At 72.0% G+C, this 16,496-nt stretch carries 14 protein-coding genes; 6 read left to right on the top strand and 8 right to left on the bottom strand.

The window, feature by feature from the left end; translation table 11 throughout:
- Positions 1-265 precede the first annotated feature (265 nt).
- Entirely contained in the window at positions 266-1,474 is a 1,209-nt protein-coding gene (locus MXD62_RS03805; protein WP_248828028.1) for a cytochrome P450, read from the top strand.
- Here the strand turns inward: MXD62_RS03805 and MXD62_RS03800 are convergent.
- Both MXD62_RS03800 and MXD62_RS03795 read right to left on the bottom strand, forming a co-directional pair.
- The gene (locus tag MXD62_RS03800; RefSeq protein ID WP_248828027.1) at positions 1,440-2,648 is read right to left on the bottom strand and encodes a hypothetical protein; all 1,209 of its coding nucleotides are present in this window, start codon (positions 2,646-2,648) and stop codon (positions 1,440-1,442) included. The genes MXD62_RS03805 and MXD62_RS03800 overlap by 35 nt on opposite strands.
- On the bottom strand, positions 2,645-3,604 hold the full coding sequence (locus MXD62_RS03795) for a metal-dependent hydrolase (protein ID WP_248828026.1): 960 nt from the start codon (positions 3,602-3,604) through the stop codon (positions 2,645-2,647). Before MXD62_RS03795 ends, MXD62_RS03800 begins: the two co-directional genes overlap by 4 nt.
- 80 nt (positions 3,605-3,684) lie before the next feature.
- On the opposite strand from MXD62_RS03795, the gene MXD62_RS03790 reads away from it, so the two are divergent.
- The gene (locus tag MXD62_RS03790) at positions 3,685-4,278 is read left to right on the top strand and encodes a TetR/AcrR family transcriptional regulator (protein ID WP_248828025.1); all 594 of its coding nucleotides are present in this window, start codon (positions 3,685-3,687) and stop codon (positions 4,276-4,278) included.
- Positions 4,279-4,411: 133 nt separating this feature from the next.
- On the opposite strand, the gene fabG is transcribed toward MXD62_RS03790, so the two are convergent.
- The 4 genes from fabG to MXD62_RS03770 all read right to left on the bottom strand — a co-directional run bounded on the left by fabG (position 4,412) and on the right by MXD62_RS03770 (position 8,684).
- Positions 4,412-5,173 carry a 3-oxoacyl-ACP reductase FabG gene (fabG, locus tag MXD62_RS03785; RefSeq protein WP_248828024.1) on the bottom strand — a complete coding sequence of 254 codons (762 nt, stop codon included), beginning with the start codon at positions 5,171-5,173 and terminating at the stop codon, positions 4,412-4,414.
- Positions 5,174-5,276: 103 nt separating this feature from the next.
- Positions 5,277-7,406 carry an acetate--CoA ligase family protein gene (locus MXD62_RS03780; protein ID WP_248828023.1) on the bottom strand — a complete coding sequence of 710 codons (2,130 nt, stop codon included), beginning with the start codon at positions 7,404-7,406 and terminating at the stop codon, positions 5,277-5,279.
- Positions 7,407-7,494: 88 nt separating this feature from the next.
- The gene (locus MXD62_RS03775; RefSeq protein ID WP_248828022.1) at positions 7,495-8,427 is read right to left on the bottom strand and encodes an enoyl-CoA hydratase/isomerase family protein; all 933 of its coding nucleotides are present in this window, start codon (positions 8,425-8,427) and stop codon (positions 7,495-7,497) included.
- Positions 8,427-8,684 (bottom strand): hypothetical protein, encoded by a 258-nt coding sequence (locus MXD62_RS03770; protein WP_248828021.1) that lies wholly within the window; start codon positions 8,682-8,684, stop codon positions 8,427-8,429. The genes MXD62_RS03775 and MXD62_RS03770 overlap by 1 nt, the downstream gene beginning before the upstream one ends.
- Before the next feature lie 95 nt (positions 8,685-8,779).
- Here MXD62_RS03770 and MXD62_RS03765 point away from each other — a divergent pair, with 95 nt between their 5' ends.
- The gene (locus MXD62_RS03765) at positions 8,780-10,030 is read left to right on the top strand and encodes an amidohydrolase family protein (protein WP_248828020.1); all 1,251 of its coding nucleotides are present in this window, start codon (positions 8,780-8,782) and stop codon (positions 10,028-10,030) included.
- Positions 10,031-10,087: 57 nt separating this feature from the next.
- Here the strand turns inward: MXD62_RS03765 and MXD62_RS03760 are convergent, their stop codons facing one another.
- On the bottom strand, positions 10,088-11,761 hold the full coding sequence (locus tag MXD62_RS03760) for a FadD3 family acyl-CoA ligase (protein WP_248828019.1): 1,674 nt from the start codon (positions 11,759-11,761) through the stop codon (positions 10,088-10,090).
- A 170-nt stretch (positions 11,762-11,931) separates the two neighbouring features.
- Between MXD62_RS03760 and MXD62_RS03755 the strand changes: the two genes are divergently transcribed.
- From MXD62_RS03755 to MXD62_RS03745, 3 genes are all read left to right on the top strand, one after another.
- Positions 11,932-13,161, top strand: a complete 1,230-nt coding sequence (locus tag MXD62_RS03755) for a CaiB/BaiF CoA-transferase family protein (protein ID WP_248828018.1) — start codon at positions 11,932-11,934, stop codon at positions 13,159-13,161.
- Positions 13,162-13,243: 82 nt separating this feature from the next.
- Complete coding sequence (locus MXD62_RS03750; protein WP_248828017.1) at positions 13,244-14,155, top strand: SDR family NAD(P)-dependent oxidoreductase; 912 nt, start codon at positions 13,244-13,246, stop codon at positions 14,153-14,155.
- 118 nt (positions 14,156-14,273) lie between these two features.
- A complete protein-coding gene (locus MXD62_RS03745) occupies positions 14,274-15,497 on the top strand; it encodes an RtcB family protein (protein ID WP_308301188.1) in 1,224 nt (407 codons plus the stop codon).
- A gap of 60 nt (positions 15,498-15,557) precedes the next feature.
- Here MXD62_RS03745 and MXD62_RS03740 read toward each other — a convergent pair whose 3' ends face one another.
- Positions 15,558-16,199: a TetR/AcrR family transcriptional regulator gene (locus tag MXD62_RS03740; protein WP_248828117.1), complete on the bottom strand. Its 642-nt coding sequence runs from the start codon at positions 16,197-16,199 to the stop codon at positions 15,558-15,560.
- Between the last annotated feature and the right edge of the window lie 297 nt (positions 16,200-16,496).

Below are 16,496 nucleotides of genomic sequence, written 5' to 3'. Positions count from 1 at the left end.
CGGCGACCCGGACCGCCGTCGAGATCAGATAGTGCATAAAGTATTCCCTTCATCGGCGGCAGGCAACGGTCGCCAGCCCCTCGGCCGCGACCACCGCGGCCCGCCACAACGGGACGTCCCGAGGTATACATTCTTGTCAATTAATGAAAGAACTGTAAAGATGAGGCGCACACCATCGCCCTTGCTCGACACGCCGACGTCACACGCTCGGGGCGCGCCGGAGTCGGTGGAGCCAGTCGGCACTGTTCGCCGTTCGGAGGACCGCATGTCGCTCGCGACGATCGATGTCTACGACCCCGACCGTTACCAGGCCGGCATCCCCCACCAGGATTTCCGGGTGCTGCGCGCCCAGGCGCCGGTCTTCCGGCACCCGGACCACCAGCAGCCGGACGGGTTCTGGGCCGTCACCCGGCACGCCGACGTCGTGCGCGTCTCGCGCACCCCGGAGGTCTTCTCCTCGAGCCGGTGCACCGCCATCCTCGCCGAGATGCCCGAGGAGGAGCGCGCCCAGCAGCGACTGATGATGCTCAACATGGACCCGCCGGAGCACAACCAGCTCCGCAGCCTCGTCAACCGCGGGTTCACACCGAAAATGATCTCTCGCATGCGCGAACACCTGCAGGACGCCTGCGAGACCATCGTGACCGAGGCGCTCGCCGCCGGCAGCGGCGACTTCGTCGAGCTGTGTGCCGCCGATCTTCCGCTGATCGTGATCGCCGAGCTGATGGGCGTCCCGGTCGAGGACCGGTACAAGCTCTTCGACTGGTCGAACCGGCTCGCCGCCGCGACCGACCTGCGGCTCGACAAGGACGGCGATCCGGCGATCGCCGCCATGGAGGCCTACCAGTACGCCAACGATCTCGGGGCCAGCAAGCGCGCGTGCCCGGCCGACGACATCATCAGCCGGTTGATCGTCCCGGACGAGCACGGCGGCGAGCTCTCCGAGCTGGAGTTCGACCTGTTCTTCCTGCTGCTGATGTTCGCCGGCAACGAGACCACGCGCAACGCCATCGCGGGTGGGATGCAGGCCATGATCGACCATCCCGAGCAGTGGGAACGCCTCCGGGCCGACCCCGACCTCGCGACGACGGCCGCCGACGAGATCGTGCGCTGGGTCAGCCCGGTCAACGGCTTCCGCCGCACCGCCACCCGGGACGTCGAGCTCGGCGGCCAGCTCATCCGCGAGAACGACAAGGTCGTGATGTTCTACGCCTCCGCCAACTTCGACGAGACCGTGTTCGGCGACCCGTTCACCTTCGACATCGGGCGCAGCCCCAACCCGCAGGTCGGGTTCGGCGGCGGTGGCCCGCACTTCTGCCTCGGCCGCCATCTCGCGATGCTCGAGATCGAGCTGATGTACCGGACGCTGGCGGCCCGCGTCCGCCGGGTGGAGCCCCTCGGCCCGCCCAGCAGGCTGCGTTCCAACTTCGTCAACGGTGTCACCGCCATGCCCGTCCGGCTGATCCCCGCCTGAGGGCGCAGTCGGGCACCGGCCCCCCACCGCGACGGGCGACGCGGACCAGCAGCCACCCGCACACCACGGCACAGACCGCGGCATAGACCGGGTTGCCGACCGGAGCGCCGTCGTCGGTCATGCCGCCCCGCGCCGTGACCACGTCCGGCAGGGCCACCAGCCACAGGCCGAGGAACACCGCCAGGTACACCACGCCGTGCCCGACGGCGTAGGCGCCGAGGAGGCCCTCACCGCGACCCGGGCCCTCGGACGGGGCCGCCGACCGGGCCGGCGACACGCGGCCGTCGGACCTAGCGGACCGCGCGCCACGGCCCGCGAGGACGGGGACGGTGACCACCGCCGCGGCGGCGACAGCGGCGTACAGCACCGCCGCCATGACAGTCCGGTTCGGGTGCTCCACCAGCGTCAGGTAGGACAGCGGCACCCCGGCGACGGGCAGCAGAGCGGGCGTGAGGACGCCGACCCCGACGGTGCGCAGCACCGTCCGCCCACCCCGCGCGCGCCCGCTCCCCGCGGGTTCGGCGACGAGCAGTCGCCACAGCAGTGCGAGCAGCGCCGGGCCGACGAGCCCGAACAGGATCACGCTCGAGAGCGGCACCGAGCCGAGCGCCGGCCGGTTCGTGGCGGCCTCCGGATTCCACGCCCACCAGCGCAGCTGCGGCCCCAGGTGGTCGAAGACCTCGTAGAAGCAGTGGTGGACGAATCCGACGCTGAGGGCGGCGACCGGCGCGCCCGACCGCTCGAAGACCCCGAGCGCGGCGACCACGACACAGGACAGGAAGATCATCGCTGGATACAGGGCGACGATGTAGAGGGGCATCCGGTCGTACAGGAACTGCACGGTGAACACGTTGTGCACGAAGATCACGTCGAGATGGTCACCGAACCCGAACTGTTCCGGGAAGTACAGCGGCGGTTCGAGGACCAGCGCGTAGACGACGGCCGCGCACCACAGACCCAGCCACGCCGGGTTCCCGGTCCGCCGCCACAGCCGGAACGCGAACGCGAGGGCCAGCAGCGCACCACCGATCATGACCGTCTCGACGACGGGCAGGGTCCAGTTCTCCAGCCCACCGGGCGAGCGCAGGGTCCCGATCGGATCAGCCCGCTCGCAGGAGATGCCGCCCAGGGTGTCCGCGGTCGCGCGGAAGGCGTCGTCGCAGGGAGCACTCATGGCGCGCTCACCGGCGCCGCGCCGACGAACCGGGTCATGTCCGCCCCCCCGTCGTAGGCCTCGAACCAGGTGTCCGCCCAGGCCGGCAGTGGCTCGTGGGCCGGCTGGTGGCTGGGGAGCTGCGAGCGCAGCAGGCCGCGCAGGGTGGTCAGAAGATCACGTGAGGACACCGCCGCGAAGGCTGTCGGGTGGGGACCGCCAGCCGCGGGCCGCCCGGCCCCCCGCCGTCCTGCTCTCCGCCGCCCGGCCGCCGGCAGCCGTCCGCCGGCCTCGCGGAGCCACATCCGCCGCGGAGCGAGGCCCGCGGTCCCCACCAGTCGGTCCTGGGCCGGTACGTGCTCCTCGAAGCCGGCCATGATGTCGCCGTAGACGCCGAGCACGTGGCCGAACGCCCGGCGCACGACGCGCAGCCGGTAGCGCGGGTCGTCGACGATGCCGTGATAGACGATCAGCGCCGAAGCCCGGTGCTCGATCTCCTCGACGAAATGCCACATGAACAATGACGCGACCCGGGCGTCACCCGCCGTGAACAGCTCCTGCCGGTTGTCGAGCATCATCTTGAACAGCGGTGTGAAGGTGGCCTCGATGTCGGCGATGTAGGCGACGTGGAACTCGAGCGACTCCTGTACCAGCAGACGGTCGTAGCTGGCGATCGCATCGTTGATGGTCGAGCGCAGTCCCGGGTGGCGGGCGACGAGCGCATCGAGGTGCAGCCGGTGCGCGCGGGCGTGTTGCGCCTCCTGGCGGAGGAAGGCCTCGGCCTCGGCCGCGACCTCGGGGTCACCCAGTTTCGGCAGCGCCTGGCGGACGACCGAGACGATGTACTTCTCGAACGCCACCGCGATCACACCGATCGCATTGGCCACCAACGCGAACTCCGGGTTCGACGGGTTCCACTGGAAGGGCACCGTCTCGTCGAACTGGAACGGCAGCCTGCGGATCTTCAGCTCGGTCATCGAAATCGCCCTCCTGGCGACAGCGGATTTCTCGTGCCTCTGGTCTCGGGCGACATTCGGCTGCCGTTAGAGTGGGCGATATGCGCACACACGGCTGGGGTGGCGATCCTCCGGAGACGGACGCGGAAGCCACCGCCCGGATCATCGCCGCCGCCGTGGAATGCCTGCGGGCACCCGACGCCGGCGCCGATCTGGCAAAGGTCGCTGTCCGGCTCGGCATTACCCGCCAGACGGTCTACCGTTACTTCCCCTCGCGCGACGCGCTGTTCGCCGCGGTGGCCGCCGAACGAGCCGAGGCACTCGTCGCTCGGCTCGCCGCCCACCTCACCCATTTCAGCGATCCCCGCGAGGCGCTGGTGGAGGCGATGCTGCACTGCGTGCGCATGCTGCCCACGGATCCGCTGCTCTCGTTCATCGCACGGCCCGGGCGCGCCGACGCTCTCATCACCACTCCGGACGCGCCCGAACTCACCCTGGACGTGCTGAACAGGCTGCCCGTCGATCTCGGGCATCTCGACGTGACGCAACGCGCCCTGTTGGCCGAACACATGGTGCGGCTCCTTCAGTCGCTCCTGCTGGACGAGGCGACCGGGCAACGTGAGGACTGCGACCTACGCCGTTTTCTCCACGCCTGTCTCGATCACCACCTGGCCGGGCAGACCATACATAGTTAGACACATGTATGGTCAAGCCCGCGGCCAGCCGGATTCCTTTTTCCCGCACCCGAATTCAGGGCGTTCCCCACGAGGAAGACCCGACAACTGACCCGCATTCCGCGTCGAGGCGGGCCGGGTCACCTGGGATCGTTCACGCCTTCGGCCCACCGGCGACGTAGATCACCTGGCCGGACACGAATCCCGCGCCCTCGCTGGCCAGGAACGAGACGGTATGGGCGATGTCCTCGGGCTCACCGACCCTGGCCACGGGGATCTGCGCCGCGCGGGCGGCGGCATACTCGTCCCACGACCGCCCGAGCCGCTCGGCCGTCGCCCGGGTCATCTCGGTCGCGATCAGACCGGGTGCCACGGCGTTGCAGGTGACGCCGAACTTCCCGAGCTCGATCGCCACCGTCTTGGTGAATCCCTGCAGGCCGGCCTTCGCCGCCGAGTAGTTCGCCTGACCGCGGTTACCCAGCGCCGACGTGCTCGAGAGGTTCACGATCCGCCCGAAGCCCGCCTCGACCATGTACTTCTGCACGGCGCGGGTCATCAGGAAGCTGCCCCGCAGGTGCACCCCCATGACCTGGTCCCAGTCGGTCTCCGACATCTTGAACAGCAGGTTGTCACGGGTGATCCCGGCGTTGTTGACCAGGACGGTGGGCCCGCCGAGCTCGGCGGCCACCCGCTCCACCGCGGCCGTGACCTGCTCGGCGTCACTCACGTCGACGCCGAGGGCGAGCGCGGTCCCGCCGGCGGAGATGATCGCCTCGACGGTGTCCTTCGACGCGCTCTCCTCCAGGTCGAGCACCGCCACGGCCATTCCGTCGGCGGCGAGCCGGCGCGCCGTGGCGGCGCCGATGCCGCGAGCGGCCCCCGTGACTACAGCGACACGGTCCTGGGCAGTGGACATGCTGGTCTCCTCTCACGATGGCGTTCGTTGTCGGGCGTGGGGCGACCGGGTCGGGCCGGGACCACTCGGGGCCGCGGGGAGACCGGGTCGCCGACGAAGTCTGTCAGGCGCCGACGACCAACGCGTCCACGGCGACGACGCCCCGGCCGGCGGGCAGCACGAGCAGCGGGTTGACGTCCAGCTCACTGATGGCGTCACCGAGGTCCACCGCGAGCCGCTGGATGTTCATGATCGTCGACACCAGGGCGTCGACGTCACCGGGCGGCCGTCCGCGCACCCCCGCGAGCAGCCGCGCGCCGCGCGTGCGCCCGACGATGGCGCGCGCCTCATCCTCGTCGAACGGCGGGACTCCGAACGCGACGTCGGAGAGGACCTCGGTGAGGACACCGCCCAGACCGAAGGTGATCGTGGGGCCGAACGGCCGCTGGTGCGACAGCCCGAGAATGACCTCGGCGACCGCACTGTCCACCATGCGTTGGACGACGACCCCCTCGAGGTCGGCGGCCGGGGCGGCGGCGGCCGCGGCGGCGAGCAGCTCGCCGTAGGCCGCACGTGCGCCCGCCGCGTCCGCGATCCCGACCCGCACCAGGCCCAGGTCCGACTTGTGGGCGATGTCGGCGGAGAGGATCTTCATCACGACCGGGTACCCGATCTCGCCGGCGGCCTGTCCGGCCTCCGCCGCGCCGGTCACGACGCGCTCGGGCACCGTCGGGACGCCGTACAGCGCCAGCAGCCGTTTGCCGTCGACCTCGTTGACCGCGGCCCCGGGCCGCAGCAGGGCGCGGGCCCGCACGGCGACCGGCGACGCGGTCGTGGGGGCGGCGTCGAACGGGCTGCGGTAGGTCCGGGCGAAGGCCGAGTAGCGTCCCAGCTCGCCCAGGCCGCGCACGGCGGCGGTGAACGAGTGGAACAGCGGGACTCCCGCAGCGCAGAGGGCCCGGTAGGCGTCGTCCTCGCGCAGCGGCGACGTCCACGCGGTCACGACCGGTTTGCCGCCGGCGCGGTGCAGCTCGACGAGCTGGGCGGCGAGCGCGTCGCTCATTCCCGGGAAGACCCCGGTGATCGGCGCGAACAGGACGTCCACGTTCGGGTCCGCCCGCATGATCTCCAGGACGTGCAGGTTCTCGGGGCGGGCGGTGATCACCCCACCGGAGTCGACGGGGTTGTCCCGGCGCAGGTACCAGGGCACGTAGGGGGCGAGCGCGTCCACGGTGGCCTGGTCGAACCGGGGAACCGGCACCCCCGCGACCCCACACAGGTCGGCGACGTGGGACGCCGTCCCCCCGGACATCGCGTAGACGGCCACCCCGCCGTCGCCGGGGACCTTCTCGGTGTGGCAGAACATCCCGGCGATCTCGATCGCCTCGTCCAGGTCGTCCACCCTGATCAGCCCGTACTGGCGGAAGACCGCGTCGTGCACGGCGTCGGGACCGGTGAGGTGCCCGGTGTGGGCGGCGGCCATCGCCCGCCCCGCCTCCGAGCGGCCGACCTTGATGCAGACGATCGGGACGCCCGCCCGGGCGGCCGCGTCCGCGGCGAGCTGGAAGGTCCGGCCGTCCTGGAAGCCCTCGACGTAGGTGGCGATCGCCCCTACCTCGGGCTGCGCCGCCAGGTGGGCGGCGAAGTCACCCCACTCCATGTCGGTCTCGTTGCCCAGCGTCGCCCAGGTGTGGATGCCGATGCCGAGCACCTGGCCCTGTGTGATCGGGCGTCCCTGGTACCCCGACTGGCTGATGATCGCCAGGCGCCGGCCCGGCTTGTCGGTGGCCCACGGCTCGAAGATGTTCAGGTTGGTGTTCGGCCCGATGACCCGCATGGCCCCGGAGGCCAGCTCGCGCAGCCGCGCCTCGGCCGCGTCGCCCTCCGCGGTGCCCAGCTCGCCGAAGCCGGCCGAGAACACGATGGCGAAGCCGACCCCGCGGGCCACCGCCTCCTCGAGCGCGGGGAAGGGATCCCGGACGAGGATGACCGCGACGTCGACGTCGGCCGGGACCGCGGCGAGCGACGGGTACGCCCTGACCCCGAGGATCTCCTCCTTGCGCGGATGGACCGGGATCACCTCGGCGCCGCGGGCGGTCAGCCGCTCGCGGACCTGGATCCACTGCATGCGCTGCGGGCTGCCCTCGGTGTCGGTGGCCCCGACGACGACGACGGTCCGCGGGCGCAACAGCCTGGCCCACTCGATCGTGCGCAGCCGCAACGGCCGCCCGCTGGCATCGTGCGGAATCCGCATACGAGTCCCTTCTCCGACATCCCGGCCATCGCCGCCATCGCCGCCATCCCGATTTCCGGCTTCCCGGCTTCCCGGCTTCCCGGCCGGGTCAGAACCCGCGGAACCTCGTCGGCCGCCGCTCGACGAAGCTCCGCACGCCCTCGTCGGCGTCAACGCTGTAGGACAGTGCCTCCACCACCCAGGCCTCCTCCTGCGCCAGGGTCCGCCGGTCGGTGTCCAGGGATCTGTTGAGCAGCCACTTGTTGGCGCCGTGCGCGCGGGTGGGCCCGGCGGCGATCCGCGCGGCGAGCTCGTCGACGGTCGCGGCCAGCTCCTCGGCCGGCACGGCGCGGGCGATGAGCCCGATCTCCACCGCCCGCGCGGCGGTGATGTCCTCGGCGAGCAGGACCAGCTCCCGGGCGCGGGCGAGCCCCACCAGGCGCGGCAGCAGCCACGTGCCGAGGCCGTCGACCGCGAGCCCGCGGCGCGCGAAGACCTCGACGAACTTCGCCTCCCGGGCCGCGACGACCAGGTCGCACGCGAGCGCCAGGTGCGCCCCGATGCCGGCCGCGGTGCCCTGCACGGCAGCGATCACCGGCTTCTCGCAGTCGAGGATGGCGTGCACCACGTTGATCCCGCCGGTGGACATCGCCCGGCGGATGTCACCGACGATCTTCTCCGGCGCGCCGTCGGGACGCGGCGGACCCGACCGCTGCTGGCGCAGGTCCGCCCCGGTGCAGAAGAAGCGGCCGGTGCTGGCCAGGACGACGGCACGCACCGCCGGGTCCGCGTTGAAGCGGGCGAACCACCCGAGCAGGGCGTCACGCTGCCCGGTCGTCAGCGCGTTACCGGCGGCCGGGCGGTTCAGCGTGACGCGGGCGACGCCGTCGGTGACCGCGAGCGTCACCTCGCCGTCCGCCGCGACCTCCGCCGCGACATACGCCGCGACATCCGGGGCAGGCTCGGGGGCCGGCGCCGCGGTGGGTATGCCCTCGGCACTGGTCTCGGCGGTGCTCTCGGGCCGGGGTGTCGAGATCGTCATCAGGCGCTCCACAGGCTGTCGGCGACCGCGCGGGCCGCGCCGGGCCCGCCGGGATGGCCGTCGCCCGTCCCGGCCGGTTCGTCGACGACGACCCCCGACGCGTCGGCCGGCATGCGCTGCCACGCGCTGTCGTACGACCGCCTGGCCGCCCAGTCCCGCCCGGGCGGCGGTGGGCCGAGCCGGGGCACCGCCGCCCGGGCCCAGGCACGAATCTCCTTACGGAACCGCGCCTCCGACTCGGAGTCATGCAGCAACATTCCGTCACCTCCGTTTGTATATATTATGCTAACTGCGGATTCGCGGGCAGGTTCCAGCCCGGTGCCGGCCGGGACCGATGACGGAGGTGGGCCCAGTGAAGGCGGACATCGTGGAGGACGTGCTGGAGAGCCCGGTGGCACCGGAGGTCGTCGCGGCGATCCCGCCGCTGGTCGACCTGGACGCGCACATCGTCGAACCGCCGCACCTGTGGGAGAGCCGGCTGCCGGCCCGCCTGCGGGAGGCGGGGCCGCGCATCGTCCACGCCCCGGCGGGCGAGGTCAGGCTGGTCGGCTCGGGCTACGTCGAGTCGCCGGGCACGACGGGGCCGGACGCAGCCTGGTGGGTCTACGAGGACAGGTGGACCTCGCTGAAGCGCTATGTCGCCGCGGCCGGGGTGCCCGCCGACGAGGTGTCGATGAAACCGATCACCTTCGAGGACATGCGCCCCGGATGCTGGCAGCCCGCCGAGCGCCTGGCCGACATGGACCTCAACGGCGTGCAGGCCCAGCTCTGCTTCCCGAACTATCCACGTTTCTGCGGGCAGATCTTCCTACGCGGCACGGACCGTGAGCTCGCCCTGCTGTCCGTCCAGGTCTACAACGACTGGATGGTCGAGGAGTGGTGCGGGCCGTCGGGTGCACGGCTCATCCCGCTGTGCATCGTGCCGCTGTGGGACGTCGAACTGGCGGCGGCCGAGGTGCGCCGCAACGCGGCCCGGGGGGTGCGGGCCGTCGCGTTCTCCGAGATCCCGGCATACCTGGGGCTGCCCGGCCTCCACGGGGGCTACTGGGATCCGTTCTTCGCCGCGTGCGAGGAGACGTCCACCGTGGTCTGCATGCACATCGGCTCGGGCACGAAGACGCCGCAGACCTCCGACGACGCGCCCGAGGCGGTGGCCGCGACGATCATCTTCGGAAACAGCGCCGCGAGCCTCGCCGACTACCTCTTCTCCGGGGTGCTGCATCGGTTCCCGGGGCTGAAGCTCATGTACGCCGAGGCGCAGATCGGCTGGATCCCCTACGTGCTGGACCGGGCGGACGACGTCTGGCACACCCACCGTGGCTGGGCGCACGGGCAGGTCAACTGCCCGGAGCTGCCGTCGACGTACTACCGCCGGCAGGTCTACAGCTGCTTCTTCAAGGACCCGGTCGGGGTCGGGCTGATCGACCAGGTCGGCCTGGACAACGTGGTCTTCGAGACCGACTACCCGCACCAGGACAGCACCTGGCCGCACTCCCGGGAGGCGGCGGCCAGCCAGTTCGGCCACCTCGGCCCGGCCGCGATCGAGAAGATCGCGCGGGGCAACGCCATCCGCCTGCTGGGACTCGACCTGCCGGCGGTGTGAGCTCCCGCCGCCGGTGTGAGCCCACCGCCCGGGTGCGCTCACACCGGCGGGTTCGGCTCAGCCGACGATGTCCGCCGCCCGGGCCCGCAGCTCGAACTTCACCACCTTGCCGGAGGCGTTGAGCGGGAACGCGTCGACCACCTCGACGTAGCGCGGCGCCTTGAAGTTGGCCATGCGCTCCCGGCACCAGGCGATCACCTCGCCGGGATCGAGCGACCCGCCGAGGCGGGGCACCACGAAGGCCATGCCCACCTCGCCGAGCCGCTCGTCGGGCACACCGACCACGGCGACGTGGGCGATGGCCGGGTGCGCCAGCATCGCCGCCTCGATCTCGGCCGGGTAGGCATTGAAGCCGCCGACGATGAACATGTCCTTCTTGCGGTCGGTGATGCGGACGTTCCCGGCGGCGTCCAGCACACCGATGTCGCCGGTGCGCAGCCAGCCGTCGGGGCCGACGGCCTGCGCGGTCGCCTCGGGATCGTCGAAGTAGCCCCGCATCACGTTGTAGCCGCGGACCTCGATCTCACCGGGTTTCCCGGCGCCGAGCTCCACGCCGGCGTCGTTGACGACCCGCACCTCGACTCCGGGGATCGCCCGTCCGGAGGTGCGGGTGACGATGCCGGGGTCGTCGCCGCGCCGGCACATCGTCGCGGTGCCGGTCGTCTCGGTCAGCCCGTAGGCGGTGAGGACCGTTTCGAGCCGGAGCTCGTCGCGCAGCCGCCGCACCAGCTCGCCCGGGACGGACGCCGCCCCGGTGACAGCCAGCCGCCAGCTCGAGAGGTCGTGACCGGACAGGTCGACGTTCAGGATCGTCTGGTAGATCGCCGGCGGGCCGGGCAACATGGTGATCTTCTCGGCGGCAACCGTGCGCAGTACCTCCGGCACGTCGAAGACGGGCAGCGGCACCAGGGCCGCGCCGACGAGCAGGCACGCGAGCAGCCCCGACTTCAGCCCGGCGCAGTGGAAGAGCGGGTAGATCAGCAGGTACCGGTCGCCGTGCCGCAGGCCCACGACGGACGACCAGGTGGCGTACACGCGGGTGGACGCGTGGTGGGTGAGCATCGCGCCCTTCGGCGCGCCCGTCGTGCCGGAGGTGAAGACGACGTCGCTCAGGCCGTCCGGCTCGACGGCCAGCGCCCGCAGGCGGCTCGTGGCGGCGGGGGTCGCCGCCGCGCGGGCGAGGAAGTCCGGCCAGGCCACCACGCCCGCTCGCGCCGGGCCGCGCAGCGCGACGATCTCCCGTAACTCGGGCAGGTCCCCTTCGGCCCGGATGAGGGCCGCGTAGTCGGCGCCCAGGAAGTCGGTGACCGTGAGGACCAGCCGTGCCCCCGCGGCACGCAGGACGCGGGCGGCCTCGATCCCCTTGAACCGCGTGTTCACCGGGACGAGCACGGCACCGGCCCGGTAGACGCCGAGCGCCGCGAGAACCCACTCGTGGCTGTTGGGCGCCCAGATCGACACCCGGTCGCCCGGCTGGACGCCACTGGCCACCAGCGCGCGGGCCACCTCGTCCGCCGCGGCCGCGAGCTGGCCGAAGGTGAGCCGGACGGGGCCGTCCACCAGCGCCTCGTCCTGTGGCCAGGTGGTCGCGGCCCGGTCGAGCGCGGCCGGGATGGTCGGCGGGACCGCCCCCGGCGATTCCCCTGTTGCGTGGGACTCCCCTGGTCCGGGCACCTCCCCTGGTCCGGGTGATCCGATCGGGTCTCCGCTGGCTCCGCCGCCCGGGGTCATACGCCGCCCTCCGCTTTCGCCCTGCGGGTCCGACGGGCTCGGATCCACCCGTGTCACCTGCGACCAGTCGCTGTGCGCCCGTCAACGGAAACCCTGGCCAGGCGAGAGCAGATTGTATAACATATCCAAGCCTGGTTATCAGGACGCGAGCCCTCGAGGAGGGACCGACCATGGGCGAGCCGGCACCACTGTCCGGGCTGCGCATCATCGACGTGTCAATGCTGGGCCCGGGAGCCCTCACGACCCACCTGGCCGACCTCGGCGCGGAAGTGATCAAGGTGGAGCCGCCGGGCGGCGACTACGTGCGCCGAATGGTCTGGCCGATCATCGACGGAGTGTCCCTGTTACATCTGCACATCGCCCGCGGCAAGCGCAGCGTCGTGCTCGACCTGCGCCGGCCCGAGGGCGTGACGGTGTTCCTCGACCTGGTGGCCCGCGCCGACGCGGTGGTGGAGGCGATGCGCCCGGGTGCGCTGGAACGCCGCGGCCTCGGGCTCGACCGGCTGCGGCAGGCGAACCCGCGCATCGTGCTGTGCTCACTGTCGGGCTACGGGGCCACCGGCCCCTACCGGGAGATGCCGAGCCACGGCATCGCCTACGACGTCTGGGCGGGGCTGGTGAGACCCGAGATCGACGCCGACGGCTTCGCCTACCTGCCCGAGCACGTGTCGGTGGGCATCCACGCCGGCCCGCTGTACGGGGCGCTGGCCCTGCTCGCGGCGGTGACGGCGGCCCGGAGCACCGGGGTCGGCAGCCATGTGGACGTGGCGCAGTCCGACGCCGCCGCGGCGCTCGACTGGATGCGCATCGAGACCTACCGCGCCTACCGGCGCCCCGCGGACATCGTCACCGGGAACCCGAGCGACGGCTACGAACGCCGCCCGCCGGGAACCGGCGGAATGCGCGACGCCGTTCGCTACCAGGCGTACGAGTCCTCGGACGGCTTCGTGCTCTTCATGGCGTCCGAGCGCAGGTTCTGGCGGAACTTCTGCGCCGGCATCGGGCGCCCGGAGCTGTTCGAACGCTACCCGGGTGCGGAGTACGCCGACCACGCGCGCGGCAACACCGAGCTCCGGGCGGAGCTCCGCTCGGTGTTCCGGACCCGGACGACGCAGGAGTGGGTCGCCTTCGGCATCGAGGTGGACACCCCCATCTGCCCGGTGAACACGCCGGAGACGATCACCTCCGACCCGCAGTTCCGGGAGCGGATGCCCTGGCTCGGGGTCGACGAGCTGGGTGCGGACGAACTGCCGTTCCCGGCCCGCATCGACGGCGCGGTTCCCCGGCGGCCGGAGCCGGCGCCCCGTCCGGGCGAGCACGCCGAGCAGGTGCTGCGGGAGGTCCTCGGGTACGACGCGGCGCGCGTGGCCGCCCTGCGCGAACAGGGAGTACTCGACTGAGCCCGAGAATGGATATTTCATCCGACCGGGCACCGCACGGCCCCTCACGACAATCCCCACGACAGTCTGGACGGGAAGACACATGAGCCTGCTCGACGGCAAGGTGGCGCTGGTGACCGGCGCCGGTCACGGCATCGGGCGGGGCCACGCCCTCGAACTCGCCAGGCACGGCGCCAAGGTCGTCGTGAACGACCTCGGTGGCGACGTCCGCGGCGAGGGGGCCGGCCGGGCCGCTGACCAGACCGTGGCGCTGATCGAGAAGCGCGGCGGGGTGGCCGTCCCCGACTACGGGGACGTCTCCGACCACCGCCAGGCCGAGGCGATGATCACTCACGCGGTCGAGACGTTCGGCCACTTCGACATCCTGGTGAACAACGCAGGGATCGTCCGCGACGCGGTGATCTGGAAGATGACCGAGCAGGACTTCGACGCCGTCATCCGGGTCCACGTCAAGGGAACGTGGTCGACCTGCCACCACGCCGCGGCGTACTGGCGGGCGATCAGCAGGGGCAGCGGCCCGGTGCGCGGCCGGATCATCAACACGACGTCGGGAGCGGGCCTGGGCGGCAACTTCGGCCAGACCAACTACGCCGCGGCGAAGGCCGCCATCGTGGGCATCACCCAGACCCTGGCGCTGGAACTGCAGCGCACCGGGGTGACCGTCAACGCGGTCGGCCCCTCCGGTCTGACCCGTATCACGGCCTCCATCCCGGGTATGGGCGCGGCGTTCGAGCCCGACGACGTGCCGCCGGACGGCTTCGAGCCGATGGATCCCGCGAACAGCTCGCCGCTGGTCGCCTGGCTGGCCTCCGACGAGGCCGGCCACGTCACCGGCCAGGTCCTGCGCTCCATCGAGGACCGCATCATCTGGATGCAGGGCTGGAAGGAGCGGAAGGTGATCACCGCGGGCGGCCGGCGGTGGGACGCCACCCAGCTCGGCGCGGTGATCGCGCAGGACCTGTTCGAGACCCGCGCCCCCGGCATGCGATTCTGACGCGGGATCCCGGCGGGCCAACGGAAATTGAATGGCCGTCGGCACGGAAACCGGCCATCGTTGATCTCGGCGGCACGCGGGGCACCGGCCTCGCGCCGTGACCGAGGAGTGATGCCCCGTGACCCCCGTCCACGAGCTGGCGGGAGCAACCGCGCCGATCTGGATGTGGACCCCTCCGCAGGAGGTCGAAAGCGCCGCGCTCGACCAGCTCCGCACCATCGCCGAACTCCCCTACGTCCACCACCACGTCGCCGTCATGCCGGACGTCCACCTCGGCAAGGGCGCGACGGTCGGTTCGGTGATCGCGCTGCGTGACGCCGTCTCCCCGGCCGCCGTCGGCGTCGACATCGGATGCGGTATGGCCGCGCTGCGGACCAACCTGACCGCAGCCGACCTGCCCGATGACCTCCGGCCGGTACGGGCCGCGGTCGAGGCGGCCATCCCCGTCGGCCATCGCGGGCACACCGAGATCTCCCGCCGGGTCCGCGGCTACGCCGACCTGTGGGGGGCCTTCGGCGACCTGCACCCCAAGGTCACCGGGCGCAGCGGCAGCATCGACCGGGTGATGGCGCAGATGGGCAGCCTGGGCTCGGGCAACCACTTCGTCGAGCTCTGCCTGGACACCGAGGACGCCGTCTGGCTCATGCTGCACTCGGGCTCGCGCAACATCGGCAAGACCCTCGCCGAGCTGCACATCGCGGCCGCGAAGAAGCTCCCGCACAACACCGGCCTGCGCGACCGAGACCTCTCCGTCTTCCTCGCCGGCACCCCCGAGATGGCCGCCTACCGGGCCGACCTCACCTGGGCACAGACCTACGCGCGCCGCAACCGCGACACCATGCTCGCTCTCTACGTCGACGCGCTGCGCGACCACCTGCCCACGCTGCGCGTGCCGACCCCGCCCACGCACGGGCCGCACGCCGCCGACACCGCCTTCGCCGCGGTCAACTGCCACCACAACTACGTCGCCGAGGAGCACCACTACGGAGCGGACGTCCTGATCACCCGCAAGGGCGCGATCTCGGCCCGGGCCGGCGAGTACGGGATCATCCCCGGCTCCATGGGCACCCGCTCGTACATCGTCCGCGGCCTCGGTAGCGCCGAGTCGTTCCACTCGGCCGCGCACGGCGCCGGGCGGCGGATGAGCCGTACCCGTGCCCGCAAGGAGTTCACCACCGACGACCTCGTCGCCCAGACCACCGGCGTCGAGTGCCGCAAGGACCCCGGAGTCCTCGACGAGATCCCCGCCGCCTACAAGGACATCGACGCCGTCATCGCCCACCAGAGCGATCTCGTGGACGTCGCCGCCGAGCTGCGCGCCGTCCTCTGTGTGAAGGGCTGACCCGGCCCGGACCAGCCCGCGTCCGCCCGGTCCGCACTCCGCTGGCCGGGCGGACGCGGGTCAGCGCGGTCCGTGGCCGTCCCGGACGGCGCCGCGAATCAGCTCGATCACCCAGCCGGCGACGCGGCTCGCCTGGCTGGTGTCCAGCTCCCACACGGTGATCAGGCGCTCGAACGACGGCACGCTCCAGAAGACGTCGAGAGCGGCGGCGGCGAGCTCGCACTCGGCCGGCGACCAGTCGTCCGCGGCGGCGGCCACGGCGGCGACGAGCGCGTCGCGGCGGCGCCGGTCGAGCGCCGCGAACGTCGGGTCGCCGGTCGGCCCGCCGCTCGTGGGGAACGACGAGAGATAGGAGTAGACCCGGCCGATGACGTCGCCGAAGGCGTCCAGGCGGAGGGTGTCCACGTCCACGCCGGCCTCCTGCTCGAGGTGGCGCATCACCGCGTCACGCAGCCCCCGCTCGCTGCCGAAGTAGCGGTAGATCGTGCTCTCGTTGACCTGGGCACGCCGGGCGACGGCGCGCACGGTCAGCTCACGCCAGTCCCAGCTCGGGAAGCCGTGGACCATCTCGGTTCCGGCCGCGACGATGCGCTCCCGGGTCCGCTCGGCCTGCTGGCGGCGCACCGGGCTGTCGTAGGAACGGCGGCCCGGCTCCAGCCGCTCGCCCGCGGGCGGTGCCGCCGACGCGCCCCCGGACGGCACCGCCCGCGCGGCCTCGGATGACGCCGACGGCTCGGCCGTGGGTGACTCCGCCGGATCGGGTGCGGGTCTAGCCACGACCGTGGGGCGTGCGGTCGTTGCGCATCGCGACACCTGCCTCGGCCTGGGGGCCCAGCTGCCCCGGATGGCCAGTCTGCCAGCTCCCGCGCGGGACGCCGGGCCACGTGGCGTGCCCCGGTCCGCAAGCCCCCACTCCTCGAGCAGTGGGCGGTTGCTTGTTCGGATGACCTTCTTTCAGCCAAGACTTCTGGCACGAATGACGTTATGCTCTCCGATCAG

This window comes from Frankia sp. Mgl5, assembly GCF_023242985.1.
Classification (GTDB): Bacteria; Actinomycetota; Actinomycetes; order Frankiales; family Frankiaceae; genus Parafrankia; species Parafrankia soli.
Note: the sequence above shows the minus strand (reverse complement) of the source record. Positions and strands in the feature narration are given on the sequence as shown.